Below are 17774 nucleotides of genomic sequence, written 5' to 3' on the forward strand. Positions count from 1 at the left end.
GGAGGTGGGCCACGATGACCGCGACGATCCCCTCCAGGACGGCAGTGTCCGTCGGGCGGTCCACCGGCGAGCCGGGCCCGACACCGCCCCGGCGCAGTCCGGTCCGACGGCGGTTGTCCACGTCGGCCCGGCGGGTGCTGGTGCCGGTCCTGCTCGTCGCCGTCTGGCAACTCGCCTCGGCCGTCGGCTGGCTTGACCCGACGACCTTCGCCAGCCCCCGGATGGTCTGGGACCGGTTCGTCGAGTTCGCCGGAAACGGACTGCTGGCGACGCACGTGCTGGCCTCCCTGCAACGAGTGGTCCTGGGCCTGCTGGTCGGCATCCTGATCGGGGTGCTGCTGGGGTTGGCCACCGGACTGTCCCGGGTCGCCGACGAACTCGTCGACCCGCCGTTGCAGATGCTGCGGGCCGTACCGACGCTGGGCATGATGCCGCTGCTGCTGCTCTGGCTCGGCATCGACGAGGCGCTCAAGGTCGGCCTGGTCGCCATCGGGGTGATCTTCCCGATCTACCTCAACTTCAGCAAGGGCATCCGCTCGGTCGACCCCCGGTTCCGGGAGCTGGCCCAGAGCTGCGGGGCCTCCCGGTGGGCGGTGATCCGGCACATCATCCTGCCCGGGGCGCTGCCGCACCTGCTGATCGGGCTGCGGTTCTCGCTGGCGATCGCCTGGCTCAGCCTGGTCTTCGGCGAGACCGTCGCGGCGGAGTCCGGCATCGGCTACATGTTGACCAGGGCCAAGGACTTCCTGCAGACCGACACGATCGTGCTCTGCCTGGCCCTGTACGCGCTGCTCGGCCTCGCCATCGAGAGCCTGGTCCGGGTCGTCGAGTGGAAGACCCTGTCCTGGCGTCGAGAGTTCGTGGACCGGTGAGCGCGCCCGAGCCGGTGACCGCCGGCATCTCCGTACGCGGGCTGCGCAAGCACTACGGCACCCGGCTGATCCTCGACACCGTCGACCTCGACGTACCCCACGGGGAGTTCCTGGTCATCGTCGGGGAGAGCGGGGGCGGCAAGAGCACCCTGCTGCGCGCCCTGGCCGCGCTCGACACCGACCACGCCGGTGAACTGACAGTGCGACGACCGGTCGCCGTCGGATTCCAGGACGCCCGGCTGCTGCCCTGGCGGTCGGTGTGGGAGAACGTCGTCTTCGGGCTGCGCGGCAGCCGCGCCGCACTGCGCGCCCAGGCCGTCGAGGTCCTCGCCGAGGTCGGCCTGGAGGCCCTCGCCGACGCCTGGCCGGGGACCCTCTCCGGCGGCGAGGCCCAACGGGCCGCGCTGGCCCGTGCCCTGGTCCGGCGGCCGGCGGTGCTGCTGCTTGACGAGCCGTTCGGCGCCCTCGACGCGCTGACCCGGCTCCGGATGCAGGCACTGGTCCACTCGCTGTGGAAGGCACACAGCTTCACCACCGTCCTGGTCACCCATGACGTCGACGAGGCGATCGTCCTCGCCGACCGGATCCTCGTGCTGACCGGCGGCCGACTCGCCGACGAGATCAGACCCCGCTTCACCGGCGCCCGCACCCGCGAGGACCCCGACTTCGAGCGGACCCGGATCCGGATCCTCGAACAACTCGGGGCCGCCCACTACGAGACCGAACTCGGCCGGCACTGACCGGCACCGACCCGAAAGGCACATCATGCGCAACACCGGTTTCCGGCGGGGTCCCCTGCTCGCCGCCGCCCTCGCCACCGTCCTGGCCGTGACCGGGTGCGGCGGCGGTGGCGGGGGCGACGCCGCCAGCGCCGACGGCACCGTCTCGCTCACCCTGGTCACCACCGACCTGTACGGCTACACACCGCTGTTCGAGGCCAGGGACCTCCAGGTGCCCGGCGTGAAGATCACATACCGGGAGTTCGCCAACTCGGCCGAACTCAACTCGGCCATCGAGGCCGGGCAGGTCGACATCTCCGACACCGGCGACATCGGCCCGATCACCGCGGCGGCCTCCGGCAGTCGGCAGAAGGTGATCGGCTGCACCCGGCCCAACGACCAGAACATCAAGTACATCGTGCGCCGCGACTCCGGCATCACCAGCTTCGCCGACCTGGTCGGCAAGCGGGTGGGCATGCCGATCCGCTCCAACCACGGCCTGCTCTACGAACGGCTGCTGAAGAAGAACAACCTGACCGAGACGCAGGTCAAGGCGGTCAACATCTTCGGCGCCGACGGGGTCAACGCCCTGGTCAAGGGCGACATCGAGGCGTACTCGGCGAACGCTCCCGGCTCCCCGGACATCCTGGAGCGCTACCCGGACCTGGTGGAGATCGACGGGATCGCCGGCACCGTGAACAACCTCTACTGCCTGCGGGTCAGCCCCCAGGCGTACGAGCAGAAGCACGCGGCGCTGCGGTCGTTCTTCCAGGCGGCGGCCGAACTCGGCCTCTGGGCCTCGCAGCACCCCGACGAGGCGGCGCAGGTGGTCAAGCCGCACGTGGACTACAGCCTGACGACCCTGTCCACCACCTACCGGATCAGCGGTGCCGGATACCAACCGATCGACGACACCTTCCTGGTCAAGCAGCAGGAGTTCGCCGACGAACTGCTCGACGTCGAGTTCATCGAGAAGCCGGTCGACGTGAAGCAGATCTTCGTCGGCGACTTCAACGACGTCCTGCCGGGGTCCTGACATGGGCACCTCACCGCGCTTCGGGGTGTGGACACCGATCAGCGGGAACTGGGGCGTACGCGAGCACCCCGACGAGCACCTCGACGGCAGTTACGCCGACAACCGGCGGACCGTCGTCGAGGCCGAACGGCTCGGCCTCGACACCACCCTCATCGCCCAGCACACCATCAACCCCGGTGACGACCAGGGTGACGTCGTCGACACCTGGACGACGTCGGCGGCGATCGCCGAGGCGACCTCCCGGATCGAGATCATCGCGGCGGTCAAGCCGTTCCTCTACAACCCGGGCGTCCTGGCCAAGATGGCGACCCAGATCGGCCACATCAGCCGGGGCCGGTTCGCGATCAACCTGGTGTCGGGCTGGTTCCTCCCCGAGATCACCAAGCTCGGCCTGGCCCTGATCGACCACGACCGCCGGTACGCCTACTCGCGGGAGTGGCTGTCCATCGTGCAGCAGGCGTGGGGGGACGGTCCGGTGACGGTGGCCGGCGAGTACCTCCACGCCGACGGGTTGAGGCTGCGCCCGATGCCGTACGCCGGGACCCCGCCGGTGGTCTACTTCGGCGGCGAGTCGGAACCGGCCCGGGCTCTCGCCGCCGCCGCGGCGGACGTCTTCCTGATCAACGGTCGACCACCGGACGGCCCGGACGGGGTGCGGGCGATCATCGCCGACCTGCGGTCCCGGCCCCGGGCCGGGCAGGCACCCCTGCGGTTCGGCCTGACCAGCTTCCTGATCGCCCGCCCCACCGAACGGGAGGCGACCGAGGAGTTCGACAGGTTGTGGCAGTTGACCCGGGAACAGCGCAAGCCGATCGAGGGGGCGGACCCCGCCCGGGTGATGGGCCGCAACGCCGTCGGGGTGGCGAGTGTCGGCACGAACGGCGGGACCCTCTCCGGCCTGGTCGGCAGCTATGCCCAGATCGCCGACCGGATCAGCGGGTTCGTCGACGCCGGCGTCGACACCTTCCTGTTCCAGTTCCAGCCGCACTTCGCCGAGATGGAACGGTTCGCCACCGAGGTCGCCCCGCTGCTGCGCTCCCGGCACGGCTTCCCGGGGGCCTGACAGGCCCACGGCTTCCCGCTCGGCCTGACGGGTCGACCGACCCACACGGCATCCTGGTGGCCGCACGGGTCGACCGGCCGGCGTACGGCGGCGCGTACGTCGGCACCTGTCACCGGCGGGAACGGCGGACCCCGCGTCGGACCGACCGGGTGCGACGCGGGGTCCGTTCCTGTTCCCGGCCCGTACCGCACGAACGCCCCGGCGAGCAGGGGTGAGGCCCGCAGGGCGGACCGTCGGGGACCGTCACGCCGGTTCGGGTACGCCTCCGGGCTCCCCGTCGTCGGGCATCGGCTCCACCGGTGCGTCCGGGAGACTGTCGGGCGTCCCCGGAAGTAGCTCCTCGGCGGTGTCCGGCACGGGCTCCCGGGGGTCGAGGGGCGGATAGACGTCCGGATCGAGGTCAGGATTGGTCATCGGCTGATTATCCGTCAAGGTCGCCGTCGCAGGCGGTAGACGCCCGGCCTCCGATCCTCGAAAGTTTCGAGGAAGTAGCGGGAGCAACCCGAGCCGAATTGAGTCACACCCCTCCCACGGAGGATGCGATCCCGCTCTGCACCTCCACCCCGACGACCTACCAGCGGCTGCGACCTGCGCACACCCGACACCACCCTTTCATCGATGGCCCGAAAGTTGCGAGAACACCTGCGAAATACATTGACGTTCATGAAACCTTCCTGAAATACTTCGGCAGCCAAGGCCGATGCCGCCCCCTCGATGGGGCTCCAGGGCATCACCCCTATCGCACCGTAGGTCCGGATCTGTGCTGCCCGGTTCACCGACACCGGACCCGGAAGGAGCGTCAATGAAAGGTTCTCCCCGACCGCCCACCGGTTCACGACGACTGCGCGTAGCACTCGTCCTCTCCGCCGTGGGCATGCTGGCGATGGCAGGTGCCGTCGTCCTGCCCGGTGACGCCAGCGCCGCGAGCACCCTGGGCGCCTCCGCAGCCGAGCGAGGCCGGTACTTCGGCACCGCCGTGGCGGCCGGCAGACTGAACGACTCGGCGTACACGACCATCCTGAACCGCGAGTTCAACCAGGTCACCGCCGAGAACGAGATGAAGATCGACGCGCTTCAGCCACAGCAGGGACAGTTCACCTACGGCAACGCCGACCGTATCGTCCAGCACGCCCGCGCTCGGGGCATGCAGGTCCGGGGCCACACCCTGGCCTGGCACTCGCAGCAGCCCGGCTGGATGCAGAACATGTCCGGCACCGCGCTACGCAACGCGATGCTCAACCACGTCACCCAGGTCGCCACCCACTTCCGCGGTCAGATCGCCTGGTGGGACGTCGTCAACGAGGCGTTCCAGGACGGTTCGAGCGGTGCCCGCCGCGACTCGAACCTCCAGCGCACCGGCAACGACTGGATCGAGGCGGCCTTCCGCGCCGCCCGCCAGGCCGACCCGAACGCCCAGCTCTGCTACAACGACTACAACACCGACAACTGGAACGACGCCAAGACCCAGGCCGTCTACCGCATGGTCCAGGACTTCAAGAACCGGGGCGTCCCCATCGACTGCGTCGGCCTCCAGTCGCACTTCACCGGTGGCTCGAACTACCCGAGCAACTACCGCACCACGCTGTCCAGCTTCGCCGCACTCGGCGTCGACGTGCACATCACCGAGCTGGACATCCGCAACGCGCCGACCGACGCGTACCGCAACGTGGTCAACGACTGTCTCGCCGTCGCACGCTGCAAGGGCATCACCGTCTGGGGCATCCGCGACTCCGACTCCTGGCGCTCCGGTGAGAGCCCGTTGCTGTTCAACGGCAGCGGCCAGAAGAAACCCGCGTACGACGCCGTCCTCACCGCACTGAACAGCGGCACCGGCCCGAACCCCACGACCCCGCCGCCCACCGGGAACCCGACCACTCCCCCGCCCACCGGTGGTCAGTGCACCGCCACGATGACGCCCGGCCAGTCCTGGGGAGACCGCTACAACACCTCGGTGACGGTCAGCGGGGCCACCACCTGGTCGGTGGTCGTCGCCATCACCCCACCGCAGAAGATCTCCGCCACCTGGAGCGGCAGCCCCACCTGGGACAGCAGCGGGAACGTGATGACGATGCGTTCCGACGGCAGCGGCAACACCTTCGGCTTCACCACGATGACGAACGGCAACTCCACAGCCCGTCCGCAGATCAGGTCCTGCACCTCGGGGTGAACGATCCTGACCGTCGGCCGTGCGGGTGGGCGCACGGCCGACGGTTCCACATCGACCAAACATATCGAGGATCTTGCATGTTTCGATTCGGTTCGTGTATGAAGACCTAGGACTCGTTAAGGTTCCGGTTCCCCGGGAGGAGCGACGATGAGACGTGCCCTGCGACGCCTGCGATCGGTGGGGGTGGTACTCGGTACCTGCACCCTCGGACTGAGCCTGCTGACGGCACCCGCCGAGGCGTACTCGTCCCAGCCCCTCGCACCACAGTCCGACCGGGCACCCGAGTCGGACCAGTTCTCCGCCGAGGGCGTCACGACCGTCGGGGAGCTGCGCACCGTCGACGGCTCGCTGTCGTACGCCCGCGACGGCCGGACCCAGATCATCCGGCACCCCGGCGCGACGTACGTCAAGGTGCACTTCAGCTCGCTGCGCCTGGCACCCGGCGAGTACGTCACCGTCGCCGGCCCCGACGGCCGGGAGAGCCACCGGTACGACAGGCACCTGAACCGGGCCACCGGCTCGGACTACACCACCGACGGCCAGGCGGGCTTCTGGGCCATGTCGGTGGAGGGCGACACCGCAGTGGTGACCCTGCACGGCGACCGCACCACCCGGGGCAGCGTCGCGACCATCGACCGGTTCTGGCGCGGCTACGACCGCACCGAGATCGCGCAGCACAACCTCTCCACACAGTCCGTGTGCAGCACCGACGCCCGCCGCGACGCGGTCTGCTACCAGACCAGCCACCCCACCGAGTACGCCCGCGGGAACGCCGTCGCCCGCCTGCTGATCAGCGGCGGCGGCATGTGCACCACCTGGCGGGTCGGCAACACCAACCGGATGTTGACCAACAAGCACTGCTTCTCCACCCAGGCCGCGGTCAGCGGCAGCGAGATGCAGTTCAACTACCAGTGCAGCACCTGCGGCGGGGCGAACCCCGGCCCCGGCACCAAGGTCAGCGGCGCGACCCTCTACCGGGTCAGCTCCGGCGGCTCCAACCAGTTGGACTACGCCCTCTTCTCGGTAAACAACTTCGCCGCCATCCAGGGCTTCGGCACCCTCTACCTGGCGACGACCGCCACCAGCAACGGCACCCAGATGTACATCCCCGGCCACGGCGACGGCAGCCCGAAACGACTGTCCATCTTCGAGGACGCCCAGAACGGCCCCCGGTGCACCGTCCGGAACGCCAACTACAACACCTGGAACATCAGCTACAGCTGTGACACCTCCGGCGGCAACTCGGGCTCGCCGGTGCTGAACAGCAGCCACCGGGTGATCGCCCTGCACCACCTCGGCGGCTGCCCCTCCAACCAGGGCGCGAAGGCCCACCTCATCTACAACGAGATCGCCGGCCTGATCGACAACGGCTGACGACGACGAGACCGCTCGGGCGGTGCGGGGACGTACGTGACGTCCCCGCACCGCCCTCCCGTACGAGTCCCCGACGTGTCGGGCCGCGTCTGGCGGGTGGAGGTTCTGAGGAATGGACGTCGACGAGCTTGCCGCAGAGCTGATGCAACGGATGGATCGTGACCAGCGGGTACGGTCCGAGGCCACGGGCCGGGAACCATCTGAGGAGTGCTGGACCCGGGTGGGGGAGGTCGACGCCGACAACACGGCGTGGCTCGGCAGGGTCCTCGACGCGTACGGATGGCCTCGTCGTAGTGAGGTAGGTCCGGATGCCGCGACCGGGGCATGGTTGATCGCGCAGCACTCCGACCCGGAGTTCCAGCGCCGTTGCCTGAGTCTGCTTGAGCAGGCGGTGCGGGAGGGCGAGGCGCAGCCGTCCCACCTGGCCTATCTGACGGATCGGGTACGTCGGGGCGAGGGCAGACCGCAGTTGTACGGAACGCAGTTCTGGTACGGGCCGGACGGCAGGGGGCCGCTGGGTCCGCAGCCGATCGAGGATCCCGATCACCTTGACGAGCGACGCCACGCTGTCGGGCTGGGCCCCTTCGCCGACTACCTGATCCTCATGCATCAGCGCGACTCCCAGGACGGTGATCAGACACGATGAGCACCCCAGGGCCGTCATCGATCCAGTTCCTCACGGCTGAAGAGCACGGATCGTTGAAGACGACATGGGTCCAGTTGTCCGCCTAGGTGCCGCAGTGGTGGCCCTGACCACGCTGACCGCCTGTGGCAGCACGCAGGTGGCCGAGCCGTCGGGCGACCGAGACCTCCCTCCCCCCGTGTCGCGGATGACCGGGGCGCCGGTCGTCTCCGCCGTACACCGTCCCGGCCTGCACGACCGCATCGGCGTCGCCTGACGACTCGTTGTGCGCCGGGTGCACGGTTGCCTCCTCGACGACGATGACCTGTGAAGCTACGGAGAGCTGGGGCGGGGCAGGTCCGCGTACCGCCGGTAGGGGATCGACACCGAGACGGCGGCGTCCCGCCACCGGTTGGCCTGCACGATCTTCTCCGGGTCGGTGGTCACCTCACCGGAGACGAACCGCCCCTCCTCGTCGTAGTGCATCGCCACCAGCTGGGAGGAGTCGAACAACCAGTAGTCGTGGTGCGGCAGATCGGCCGGCCAGTCACGACCGGTCAGCACGATCAGGCGGACGTCCTCACCCGCCTCGACCGTGTGCTCGTACGCCCAGCCGCACTCGAATCGGACGTAGTCGGACAGTGGCTCGGTGACCACATGGACCCGGTGCATCCGCTTGCCCACCGACACCGCAGCCCGCACGGTGTCGCACCACGCCGCGATCCCGGGAAACTCCCCACGGGTCTCACCCGCGAGGAACCGGGCGAACTCGTCCTGCTCGTACGACACGTCGTACCGCTGGAGCGTCTCCAACCGGTACGCCGTGTAACGGAAGTCCCGGAACAGCCGGTTGAACCCGTCGTCGTCCAGGGACGTGAACGATCTGGTCAACCCTCGTTCACCGCTGCCCGAACTCGCGGTAACGCTCGATCGCACCGATCACCACCTCTGCGGAGATCCGCACCGCACCCTCGCCCGGAAGAACGTTCTCCAACTCGCCGAAGGTGTCACGGTCGACCAAGGCCCCTTGGACGACCAGGTCGCCGCTCTCACCCAGATGGACCGCCGGGCATCCGTTTCCCCCGGACCCGCCGTCCTTGTGGAGCATTGTCAGCTTCACCGTGACCTCCATCGAAGCGGACAGACTGACGGTACATCCGGTGAGGACGGTAGTGCTCACCGTGACGGCCGGACAAGTAGGTGTCGTCCATCCGCGCGAAGGAACAGACGAGCCGCCGCGCCGGTCCGCCTGATGGACCGGGTCACTGGGTGACGGCTCTGGTGGCTACCTACGATGCGGTCCTCCAGCCGGAAGGATCCCATGTCTGAGCGCCACCTCCCCCGGGCTCGCATCGCGCTGAATCCGATCCAGTGGATGGCCACCGAGGACGGCTGGCTCGATCCGGCCAGGAGCCCGGAGAAACCGGAACTGCTGTCGGCTGTGAAACGGGCGGGGTTCGACAGCGTCATGGCGGACGTACCGGCGGGGTGGACCGTGCCGGAGTATCGCCGACTCGTCGACGATCTCGGTCTCTCCCTCGCGCCCGGCTACCTCGTCTGCCGTTCCGACGGCGGGGACGGCCGTGAGCAGGCGGTGCTGGAGCTGGCGGCGCAGGTCGCCGGTTCCCACGCCGAGCTGGGCCTCACCGACATCGGTCTGGGTCTGAGCATGGGTGTCAGTCCGTCCCGGCTCGCCCGCCCCGCCCAGGGCCACGACGCGTCGCCGGAGCGGCTCGCCGCGCTCACCGAACTCGTCGACCGGATCGCCGACACCATGGTCGCCGAGGGTGTCCGTCCCGCTCTGCACCCGCACGTCGGTACCTGGATCGAGACCGAGGGCGAAGCGCGGACGGTCCTCGACGCCGTCGCACCCGACCGGTTGGGCTTCCTGCCCGACACCGGTCACCTCGCCTGGGCCGGAGTCGCCGTCGCCGACATGGTCGAGGAGTACGCCCGTCGCATCCCCCTCGTGCACCTGAAGGACTGCCGGCTCAGCGTCGCGACGCGAAGCCGGGCGGCAGACCGGGACTACCGGGCGACGGTACGGGCCGGTCTCTGGGTCGAGCCGGGTCGTGGCGAACTGCCGTTGACCGGGTTCCTCGACGGACTCGGGGCGGACTTCGACGGGTGGCTGATGGTCGAGGTCGATGCACCCGACATCCCCGACCCGTACCAGAGCGCCGTCGCCTCGGCCACCTGGGTACGCGGGGTCTTCGGTGGCTCGGCCAATTGACGACCGTTACCGCCGCTCGGTTCCGGTGAACAGAACAGCCCGCTCGTGAAACGCCGGTCGGCCGACGATGGTGGTGCCATGAACGGGCCACTCACCAGCAGGAAGAAGCTGTCGGGGCAGCGGCGGGGCAGGACATGACCGACGAGCCGACCACCTTCGCCCAGGCCGTGTGGCACCGCGCCGGCCGTCTGCCGGAGGCCGAGGTCCTCCGGGTGTCGGGGGCCGGGGCCTGGACCGCCGAGCAGTTGAGGCGTCGGGCCGCCGCGTGGGCCGTCGGCCTGTCCGAGACCGTCGGGCGCGGAGACGTCGTCGTCACCTGCGTCGATGCCGGCCTGGACGCGGTGGCGCTCACCGCGGCCGTGTCCGCGCTCGGTGCCGTCGAGTTGCCCCTCGGCCACGACCACCCCGAGCGCTGGGCTCACCACCTGGTGGCCACCACCGGCGCCCGCGTCGTCGTGGCGTCGGCCCACCGGGCGCAGGGCCCCCTTCCGGCGCAGCTGGCCCGGCGCGTGGGGCGTCCGCTGCACCTGCTCGACGGAGCCGACCGGACCCTGCTCGACGAGCATCCGGAGGCGCACTCGGTCGGTCCGGCCGAGTTGTCACCCACGGCACCGGCGCTGATCATGAGCACCTCGGGCACCACGGGCCGGGCGAAGGCCGCACTCCTACCGGTGGGGGCCCCCGCCGGGCAGGCGCGCAGGGTCGCCCGGGCGATGGACTACGGGCGTGACGACGTACTGCTGAACTTCTTCCCGTGGCAGCACATCAACGCCCGGCACGCCAGTCTGCTGCCCGCGATCATCAGCGACGCACGTGTGGTGATGGCGCCGCGCTTCTCCGCCTCCGGCTTCCTCGACCTGGTCCGACGCGAACAGGTGACCGCGTTCAACTTCATGGGCGCGGTGTGCATGATGCTGCTCGCGCAGCCGCCGACCGGCGGGGACCGGGAACACCTGCTCACCAAGGCGTACGGCGGGCCGGCACCGGCCCGGCTCGTCCACGACTTCCGGCAGCGGTTCGGTGTCGTCCTGCGACAGGCGTACGCCTGCACCGAACTCGGCGACGTGGCCGCCACCCCGATGGACGACCTGCGGCCGGGGGCAGCCGGGCGGATCCTCGCCGACCACGAGGTGAGGATCGTCGACGAGTCCGGTCGGGAGGTCGCCGACGGTGAGGCCGGCGAGATCCGGGTCCGGCCCCGCAGGCCGGAGTTCGGGTTCCTGCGGTACGTCGGAGACGCCGAGGCGACCCGCGCGGCCTGGGACGGCCCGTGGTTCCGGACCCGGGACCGTGGTCGGCTGGTGGACGGCTGGTTGACGGTCGAGGGGCGACTCGGCGACGTGATCCGGCGGCGTGGCGTCAACATCGACCCACACCACGTCGAGGAGGCGCTGCTCGCCCATCCGGCCGTCGCCGGTGCCGCAGCCGTCGCCGTGCCTTCCGCGCTCACCGAGGACGAGGTCCTCGCCCTGGTGGTGACCCGCGACGGCAGCCGGGTCACCGCCGAGGAGCTGTGGTCGCACTGCCGTGCCGCGTTGCCCCGGGCGGTACGCCCCCGCTACCTCGCCGTCGAGGCCGCCCTCCCGTACACCGGCACCCAGAAGCTGGACCGCGCCGCGCTGCGTCGACGCGGCGTTCCACACCACGCGTGGGACGCCGAGTCGACTGTTCCCGACACGACGGAGATGTCATGACCCCTGCACCGCTGCTCCGCGTCCTCGACCTCACCGACGGTCTCGCCGCGAACGCGGTCCGGTTGCTCGTCGGCCTGGGAGCCGACGTCATCCGGGTCCGGGCGGACACCGCCGCGCCGCCCACCCCGCAGGAGGCGGTGCACTGGTACGCGGGCACCCGGACCCTCACGGTCCCCGAGGGCGAACTCGACAGGGTGGTGGGCGGCCTGGTGGTCGACGCCGACGTCGTGATCGAGTCAGGGGCGGTCGACGAGCTGCGTACCCTCGACCTGCGCCCGACCGACCCGCAGGGGTGGGCCGGTGCCGCCCACGTCGTCGTCACGCCCTTCGGACTCACCGGGCCGCGCAGCGGCTGGCGCACCGACGACGGCGTCGCGGCCGCCTCCGGAGGCATGACCTGGCTGGGTGGCCGACCGGGCGAGGCACCCGTACCGCCGCCGCAGGGCCAGGCCACCCAGCTCGCCGGCACCCACGCCGCCGTCGCGGCACTCCTGGCCGTCGTCGCCCGCCGTCGGACGGGACGGGGCCAGCTGGCCGAGGTGTCGGTGCAGGAGGCGGTCGCCGCCACCCTGGAGACCGGTGCCATCGCCTGGATCCACGCCGGCACCGTCCCGGGTCGCACCGGGGGCGTCTACGGCCACGTCGCACATCGGGTCTTCCCCACCGCGGACGGCTTCGTCGCCGGCGGCTACTCCGGTCCCGATCGGATGTGGAAGGACCTGCTGGCGTGGATGGACGAGACCGGCGAGGCCGCCGACCTCACCGGCGACGTGTGGCGGGACCCGGTGCACCGCTGGCGGCACCGCGTACACGTCGACGAGGTCGTCACGGCGTGGACCCGGCGGCGTACCACCGGGGAGATCGCCGTGGACGCCCGCCGTCGGGCGCTGCCGTGGGCGGAGGTCGCCGGGCCGACCGACCTGGTCACCAACCCCCAGCTGCGGGCCCGGGACTTCTTCCTCCAGGTCAGCACCCCGCAGGGAACCCTGCTGGACACGGGTTTCCCCCACGAGTCCCCCGGTCGGCCACGGCCGGTCCGCCTCGCCGCACCCACACCGGTCGGCACCGGGGCGCGGTGGCACGCCGCCGACGCACCGGCCGCGCTGCCGTCGCGGATGCGGCACGCCCACGGTGGTGCGCTCGCCGGGCTGCGGGTCCTCGACCTGACCTGGGTGCTCGCCGGCCCCTACGTCACGAGGATCCTCGGTGACCACGGCGCGGACATCGTCAAGGTCGAGTCGGCGCACCGGCAGGACCCGACCCGGTTCGCCCCGTCGATGCGACTGCGGGCCGACGCCGGCCCCGAGGAGAGCGGCTACTTCATCAACTTCAACCGTGGCAAGCGCAGCCTGGCCCTCAACCTCCGGTCGGCGCAGGGACCGCACCTGCTGCGCCGCCTCGCCGCCGAGGTCGACGTGGTGGTGGAGAACTTCTCCCCCGGCACCCTCGCCAAGTGGGGTCTGGACTTCGAGCAGCTGCGCCGGATCAACCCCGACGCGGTGTTGGTCTCCATGTCGGGTGTCGGGGCCACCGGTCCGTGGCGTTCGGCCGTCACCTTCGCCGACACCCTGGCCGCCTGGTCGGGGCTGACCCACGCGACAGGTGGCGACGACGGGATCCCCCAGGGCCTGACCTTCGGGCTCGGCGACATGGTGGCCGCGAACGCCGCCGTCGTCGCCGTCCTCGACCGGGTGCTGCGCGGCGGAGGCGGACACGTCGACCTCTCCCAACTGGAGGCCATGGCGGCGCACCTGGGCACCGCCGTGCTCGACACCACCGTCCCCGCCGCCGACGACGACCGGGTCGGCCCGTTCGTGCTCCGTGCGCCCGGCGACGACAGGTGGCTCTCGGTCGGCCGGGTGAACCCCGAACGGTTGGCGGAGGCCGTCGAGGGCACCGACCCGGTACGCGGGCTCGAAGAGTACGCGGCTGCCACCGACCCCGACCGGGCCGCCGCCCACCTCCAGGGGTACGGGATCCCGGCGTACCCGGTGCGCGACGGTCGTGACCTCGTCGAGGGCGATCCACAGCTGCGGGCACGCGGCTTCTACCCGACCCTCGGCCACCCGCTCGTCGGGGAGGTACGGGTCGAGGGCGTCCTGCACCACCTGACCGACACCCCACCCCGGCTGGACCGTCCGGCTCCTCTGCTGGGCGAGCACACCGAGGAACTGCTCGGCGAGATGCTCGGACTGACCACCCAGGAGATCACGGATCTCCGTGAGCGAGGAGTGCTGGTATGACGACCGAGGATCCGGCGACCCGGGGCTTCCGGATCGAGCGGGAGGGTGCGGTGGCGACGATCGTGCTCGACCACGGCCCGGTGAACACCATCGACCCCCCGCTCATCACGCGACTGATCGAGGCCCTGCCCAGCCTCACCGAGGACGTCGACGTCAGGTGTCTGGTCATCCGGGGCAAGGGGCGGGTGTTCGTCGGTGGCGCCGACATCCGCGTGATGCGACGGCTCGACCCCGACGTCTACACGGCGATGCGCCGCTGGGTCGAGGTGCAGCGGCTACTCGAACTGGCACCGAAGCCGGTGGTCGCCGCGATGAACGGGCACGCCCTGGGCGGGGGCGCGGAGCTGTCGCTCGCCTGCGACCTGCGCATCCTGCACGCGCGGGCGACGTTCGGGTTCCCGGAGTCCCGCCTGGGGATCTTTCCGGGGGCGGGCGGCTCGCAGCGTCTGCCCCGGCTCGTCGGCGCGCACCGCGCGAAGCGGCTAATGATGGACGGCACCCGGCTCACCGCCGACGAGGCTCTGGCCGAGGGCCTCGTCGACATCGTGGCCGGGGAGGACTTCGACGCGGTGGTGGCCGCCGAGGCGACGCGCCTCGCGGCGTTGCCCACGGCGACGCTGGGTCTGATCAAGCGGGCCGTCGTCGGGGGCATGGACTTGCCGCTGCCGGACGCCCTCGCCCACGAGGGTGCGTGTGTTCGCGCCAACCTCGACCTGGCCGACGCCGCCGAAGGACTCCAGGCGTTCCTCGACAAGCGGGAGCCCCGGTTCACCGGCCGGTGATCAGTTGATCAGGTTGGCCGAGGACATCCGGCGGCTGACCTCGGTCAGGGCGGTGGCGAGCTTGGCGACGTCCGCCCGGTAGGTCGGTGCCGTGACCGACAGCGCCCCCAGCAGCAGGCCGTTGCCGGTGAACAGCGGCACCGCCACCGAGCAGTAGCCGGCGATGATCTCCTCGTGCTCCACGCCCCACCCGTTGGCGCGGATCCGGCGGATCTGTTCGACCAGCAGCCCCGGCGCGACGGTGGTGTGCGGGGTGAGGCGGTCCAGGTCGCGGCTGACCACCTCCTCCAGCACCGACGTCGGCGAGTACGCGAGCATCACCTTGCCGGTCGAGGCTGCGTGCAGGGGCATCCGGCCGGCGATCCGGGAGGGCTTGGCGGACTGCGCCGCCGCCACCTTCTCCAGGAAGAGGACCTCCAGCCCGTCCATCACGGCCAGGTGCACCGCCTCCTTGGTGGCGAAGTGCAACCGCTCCATGAACGGGCGGGCGGCGTCGCGGAGCACCCGGAACCGGGGCACCCGGGAGCCGAGTTCGAAGGCCCGCATGCCGAGTCGGTACTCGAAGCCGGAGCGCTCCAGCATTCCCCAGTCGACCAGTTCCTGGGCCAACCGGTGCACTGACGCCTTGGAGATGCCGGTACGACGGGACAACTCGGACAACGACAGCTCCACGTCGTCGTGCTGGAACGACTCCAGGATCAGCCGAGCCTTGCCCAGGACGCTGTTGGCGCCCTGTCCCAGACCTTCACCGTACGCGCGCGCCTGTGAGTCGTTCGCCATCGTCGCTCACTACAACCTCCCTGTGTCCGGGTTCCTCACCGTTGTCCGACGCCGTGGCCCCCGATGCCCGCTACAGTACGCACCAGCACCTCGACCAGGCGTTTTGCCTCCCTGAGATCCACCGCGTTCATGCCCAGGGTGAAGTCGACACGTTCCTCGTGCGGACCCTCGGCGATCTTCGGCATGCCGACCCTGGCGGTCGGGACGCCCCTCATCCGGATCATGTTCGCGTCGGTGGCGCCGCTGTTCGCCGTCACGAGTTCGTGCGGCCGACCCGCGACCGACTCCCATGCCGCGACGGCGGACCGGACGACCGGGGCCGTGGGGTCGGTCCGGGTGGCCGGCACTGACGCGACCTGGCGTACCACCAGCGGTGCACCGAGTTCGGCGGCGACCGGGGCCAGCGCAGTCCGCACCTCACGGACCACTGACGACGCTGTCTGCTCGGGCGTCATCCGCAGGTCGAGCCGCACCCGGACCAGTGCGCTCGTCGACGCGGCGAGCCTCTCGAAGCCACCGTGGACCGACGACACGACCCCCTGCGGGCGCATCGTGCCGACCTCGTGTCGCGCGGCGTACTCCTCGCACCAGGTCTCCAGCACCTCGATCACCCGGGCCGCCGCACGGGCCGCGTTCCGGTAGGGCATCCGGTGGCGGCTTCCCACGTAGGTGTGCTCCCCCGGCACCTCGACGTCCACCCAGACGAGGCCGACCTCCTCGTGCGAGACGGTCCAGCCGGGTTTGGCGACGACCGCGTGATCGGTGGTGAACCCCTGCCCGAGGAGGAAGCTCGCGCCGACCCCGTGTCCGGTGTTCGTCCGGCCCGCGACACCCACCCCGTCGACGGCGAAGCTGGGCATCCCGCCCGCGCCGAAGGCCGCCACCACGTCGACCGGGAGGTCGACGCCGGCCCGGGCCATCGCCTCCACGGCGACGAGGACGCAGGCGGCGTGGCCCTTCGGGTTCCCGGCCCCCAGTCCGACGACCAGGTCGCCGTAGACGGTGGCGCGCGGCAGCATGTCCTCGCGCATCTGGGGACCGGCGAACGGCACGTCGAGGGCCGGATCGCCGGTGGTGTAGGTGTCCAACGGCGCGTAGAGCAGCACCGACTCGGCGTCGTCCGGCCCGGCCAGCACCCCGACCGCGTTGGCCTGGGCCTGGTCGATCACCTGGAGGGTGCCGTCCACGCCCGCGGCGGCGAGGTGACCGACGATCCACTCGGCGACCGGACGCTCACCCCCGGTGGGGCTCGGTCGGTCGACCAGGCCGCACACCGCCTCCAGGAGGTGATCGCGCTCCACCTGGGCGAGGACGGCAGCGACCAGGCGTTCGTCGCTCCGCCCGGTCCCGGTCATGTCGGCACACTCGCCTCACGAGCGGCCAGGCTGGACCGGAAGTGCACTGACACCTCCGGCAGGTCACCGATGACGGCACTGAAGGAGTCGCCCTCGTCGATCTGCACCATCGGTCCGAGGGCACCGGCGAGGACCACCTGCCCGGCCCGCAGCGGAGCACCCCGCCGGTACGCCTCACCGGCGAGCCACGTCAGACCCCGGATCGGGTCGCCGTAGAAGTTCTCGCCCCCGGAGCCGGTCGACACGACGGTGCCGTTGCGGCGCAACTCCATCCGCAGGTCACGCAGGTCCCGGTCGCCCAGCGGGCACCCCTTGGCGGCCAGCACGAACAGGCCGGCGGAGGCGTTGTCGGCGATCGTGTCGACAGCGCTGATGTCCCAGCCCTCGATCCGGCTGTCCACCACCTCCAGCGCGGCCAGGACCTCGGCGACGGCACCGCGAGCGGTGTCGGCGTCGACCTCCGGCCGGTCGAGGTCCGCGCCGAGCCGGAACACCACCTCGGCCTCGATCAGCGGCTGCAACAGCCGCCGGACCGGGACCACGGCGCCGTCCGGGACCTGCATGGTGTTCATCAGCGTGCCGATCGTCGGCTGGTGCACACCGAGTTGGCGCTGGACCGTACGGGCCATCAACCCGAGCTTGCGGCCCACCACGTGGGCGCCGCTGATCTCCTGCAGGTCCACCACGTGCCGCTGTACGGCGTAGGCGTTCTCGATGTCGGTGCCGACGAGGTCCCGCACGGGCGGGCAGGTGCGGTGCATGGTGCTGGCGTAGCGCAGTCGTTCTGCGGCCAGGGCCAGCGGCGGGGTCAGGTCAGCGCTCATCAGGGTCTTC

The 17774-nt window shown here is 70.8% G+C and carries 18 protein-coding genes; 12 read left to right on the forward strand and 6 right to left on the reverse strand.

The window, feature by feature from the left end:
- Positions 1-14: 14 nt before the first annotated feature.
- Genes WHN02_RS21820 through WHN02_RS21840 form a run of 5 tightly spaced genes read left to right on the forward strand, consistent with a single transcriptional unit; the run spans position 15 to position 3905 of the window.
- On the forward strand, positions 15-872 hold the full coding sequence (locus tag WHN02_RS21820; RefSeq protein ID WP_434740564.1) for an ABC transporter permease: 858 nt from the start codon (positions 15-17) through the stop codon (positions 870-872).
- On the forward strand, positions 869-1612 hold the full coding sequence (locus WHN02_RS21825; RefSeq protein ID WP_434740565.1) for an ABC transporter ATP-binding protein: 744 nt from the start codon (positions 869-871) through the stop codon (positions 1610-1612). Before WHN02_RS21820 ends, WHN02_RS21825 begins: the two co-directional genes overlap by 4 nt.
- Positions 1613-1637: 25 nt before the next feature.
- Positions 1638-2627 (forward strand): ABC transporter substrate-binding protein, encoded by a 990-nt coding sequence (locus WHN02_RS21830; RefSeq protein WP_434740566.1) that lies wholly within the window; start codon positions 1638-1640, stop codon positions 2625-2627.
- A gap of 1 nt (position 2628) precedes the next feature.
- On the forward strand, positions 2629-3690 hold the full coding sequence (locus tag WHN02_RS21835) for an LLM class flavin-dependent oxidoreductase (protein WP_434740567.1): 1062 nt from the start codon (positions 2629-2631) through the stop codon (positions 3688-3690).
- 56 nt (positions 3691-3746) lie between these two features.
- Positions 3747-3905 carry a hypothetical protein gene (locus WHN02_RS21840; RefSeq protein ID WP_434740568.1) on the forward strand — a complete coding sequence of 53 codons (159 nt, stop codon included), beginning with the start codon at positions 3747-3749 and terminating at the stop codon, positions 3903-3905.
- A gap of 28 nt (positions 3906-3933) precedes the next feature.
- Here the strand turns inward: WHN02_RS21840 and WHN02_RS21845 are convergent, their stop codons facing one another.
- The gene (locus tag WHN02_RS21845; RefSeq protein ID WP_350894721.1) at positions 3934-4104 is read right to left on the reverse strand and encodes a hypothetical protein; all 171 of its coding nucleotides are present in this window, start codon (positions 4102-4104) and stop codon (positions 3934-3936) included.
- Positions 4105-4492: 388 nt separating this feature from the next.
- Here WHN02_RS21845 and WHN02_RS21850 point away from each other — a divergent pair, with 388 nt between their 5' ends.
- The 3 genes from WHN02_RS21850 (at position 4493) to WHN02_RS21860 (ending at position 7877) form a co-directional block, all read left to right on the forward strand.
- Positions 4493-5857 carry an endo-1,4-beta-xylanase gene (locus WHN02_RS21850; protein ID WP_434740569.1) on the forward strand — a complete coding sequence of 455 codons (1365 nt, stop codon included), beginning with the start codon at positions 4493-4495 and terminating at the stop codon, positions 5855-5857.
- 147 nt (positions 5858-6004) lie between these two features.
- Positions 6005-7231: a trypsin-like serine peptidase gene (locus WHN02_RS21855; protein ID WP_434740570.1), complete on the forward strand. Its 1227-nt coding sequence runs from the start codon at positions 6005-6007 to the stop codon at positions 7229-7231.
- A 112-nt stretch (positions 7232-7343) separates the two neighbouring features.
- The gene (locus WHN02_RS21860) at positions 7344-7877 is read left to right on the forward strand and encodes a DUF6624 domain-containing protein (protein ID WP_434740571.1); all 534 of its coding nucleotides are present in this window, start codon (positions 7344-7346) and stop codon (positions 7875-7877) included.
- A 309-nt stretch (positions 7878-8186) separates the two neighbouring features.
- Here the strand turns inward: WHN02_RS21860 and WHN02_RS21865 are convergent, their stop codons facing one another.
- Both WHN02_RS21865 and WHN02_RS21870 read right to left on the reverse strand, forming a co-directional pair.
- Positions 8187-8744, reverse strand: coding sequence for a DUF6879 family protein (locus WHN02_RS21865; protein ID WP_434740572.1), 558 nt, complete (start codon positions 8742-8744; stop codon positions 8187-8189).
- Between the two features lie 7 nt (positions 8745-8751).
- Positions 8752-8973, reverse strand: a complete 222-nt coding sequence (locus tag WHN02_RS21870) for a hypothetical protein (protein ID WP_434740573.1) — start codon at positions 8971-8973, stop codon at positions 8752-8754.
- Between the two features lie 201 nt (positions 8974-9174).
- Here WHN02_RS21870 and WHN02_RS21875 point away from each other — a divergent pair, with 201 nt between their 5' ends.
- The 4 genes from WHN02_RS21875 to WHN02_RS21890 all read left to right on the forward strand — a co-directional run bounded on the left by WHN02_RS21875 (position 9175) and on the right by WHN02_RS21890 (position 14805).
- Positions 9175-10086 carry a sugar phosphate isomerase/epimerase family protein gene (locus tag WHN02_RS21875; RefSeq protein ID WP_434740574.1) on the forward strand — a complete coding sequence of 304 codons (912 nt, stop codon included), beginning with the start codon at positions 9175-9177 and terminating at the stop codon, positions 10084-10086.
- Between the two features lie 134 nt (positions 10087-10220).
- Complete coding sequence (locus tag WHN02_RS21880; protein WP_434740575.1) at positions 10221-11780, forward strand: AMP-binding protein; 1560 nt, start codon at positions 10221-10223, stop codon at positions 11778-11780.
- Positions 11777-14023 carry a CoA transferase gene (locus WHN02_RS21885; RefSeq protein WP_434740576.1) on the forward strand — a complete coding sequence of 749 codons (2247 nt, stop codon included), beginning with the start codon at positions 11777-11779 and terminating at the stop codon, positions 14021-14023. Before WHN02_RS21880 ends, WHN02_RS21885 begins: the two co-directional genes overlap by 4 nt.
- Positions 14020-14805 (forward strand): enoyl-CoA hydratase/isomerase family protein, encoded by a 786-nt coding sequence (locus WHN02_RS21890; RefSeq protein ID WP_434740577.1) that lies wholly within the window; start codon positions 14020-14022, stop codon positions 14803-14805. The genes WHN02_RS21885 and WHN02_RS21890 overlap by 4 nt, the downstream gene beginning before the upstream one ends.
- Here the strand turns inward: WHN02_RS21890 and WHN02_RS21895 are convergent, their stop codons facing one another.
- From WHN02_RS21895 to WHN02_RS21905, 3 genes are read right to left on the reverse strand one after another with little or no spacing between them, the layout of a single operon-like run.
- On the reverse strand, positions 14806-15585 hold the full coding sequence (locus tag WHN02_RS21895) for an IclR family transcriptional regulator (RefSeq protein ID WP_434740578.1): 780 nt from the start codon (positions 15583-15585) through the stop codon (positions 14806-14808).
- A gap of 35 nt (positions 15586-15620) precedes the next feature.
- Positions 15621-16940 carry a hypothetical protein gene (locus WHN02_RS21900; protein ID WP_434740579.1) on the reverse strand — a complete coding sequence of 440 codons (1320 nt, stop codon included), beginning with the start codon at positions 16938-16940 and terminating at the stop codon, positions 15621-15623.
- Complete coding sequence (locus tag WHN02_RS21905) at positions 16937-17764, reverse strand: 2-keto-4-pentenoate hydratase (RefSeq protein WP_434740580.1); 828 nt, start codon at positions 17762-17764, stop codon at positions 16937-16939. Before WHN02_RS21905 ends, WHN02_RS21900 begins: the two co-directional genes overlap by 4 nt.
- Positions 17765-17774: the final 10 nt, after the last annotated feature.

The organism is Micromonospora sp. SH-82 (assembly GCF_051132485.1).
In the GTDB taxonomy this organism is placed as follows: domain Bacteria; phylum Actinomycetota; class Actinomycetes; order Mycobacteriales; family Micromonosporaceae; genus Micromonospora.

Bases quoted from the DNA above. Each gene is read 5' to 3' on its own strand.
- WHN02_RS21820 (WP_434740564.1), top strand. From the start codon at position 15: ATGACCGCGACGATCCCCTCCAGGACGGCAGTGTCCGTCGGGCGGTCC.
- WHN02_RS21830 (WP_434740566.1), top strand. From the start codon at position 1,638: ATGCGCAACACCGGTTTCCGGCGGGGTCCCCTGCTCGCCGCCGCCCTC.
- WHN02_RS21835 (WP_434740567.1), top strand. From the start codon at position 2,629: ATGGGCACCTCACCGCGCTTCGGGGTGTGGACACCGATCAGCGGGAAC.
- WHN02_RS21845 (WP_350894721.1), bottom strand. From the start codon at position 4,104: ATGACCAATCCTGACCTCGATCCGGACGTCTATCCGCCCCTCGACCCC.
- WHN02_RS21850 (WP_434740569.1), top strand. From the start codon at position 4,493: ATGAAAGGTTCTCCCCGACCGCCCACCGGTTCACGACGACTGCGCGTA.
- WHN02_RS21855 (WP_434740570.1), top strand. From the start codon at position 6,005: ATGAGACGTGCCCTGCGACGCCTGCGATCGGTGGGGGTGGTACTCGGT.
- WHN02_RS21860 (WP_434740571.1), top strand. From the start codon at position 7,344: ATGGACGTCGACGAGCTTGCCGCAGAGCTGATGCAACGGATGGATCGT.
- WHN02_RS21875 (WP_434740574.1), top strand. From the start codon at position 9,175: ATGTCTGAGCGCCACCTCCCCCGGGCTCGCATCGCGCTGAATCCGATC.
- WHN02_RS21880 (WP_434740575.1), top strand. From the start codon at position 10,221: ATGACCGACGAGCCGACCACCTTCGCCCAGGCCGTGTGGCACCGCGCC.
- WHN02_RS21885 (WP_434740576.1), top strand. From the start codon at position 11,777: ATGACCCCTGCACCGCTGCTCCGCGTCCTCGACCTCACCGACGGTCTC.
- WHN02_RS21890 (WP_434740577.1), top strand. From the start codon at position 14,020: ATGACGACCGAGGATCCGGCGACCCGGGGCTTCCGGATCGAGCGGGAG.
- WHN02_RS21895 (WP_434740578.1), bottom strand. From the start codon at position 15,585: ATGGCGAACGACTCACAGGCGCGCGCGTACGGTGAAGGTCTGGGACAG.
- WHN02_RS21900 (WP_434740579.1), bottom strand. From the start codon at position 16,940: ATGACCGGGACCGGGCGGAGCGACGAACGCCTGGTCGCTGCCGTCCTC.
- WHN02_RS21905 (WP_434740580.1), bottom strand. From the start codon at position 17,764: ATGAGCGCTGACCTGACCCCGCCGCTGGCCCTGGCCGCAGAACGACTG.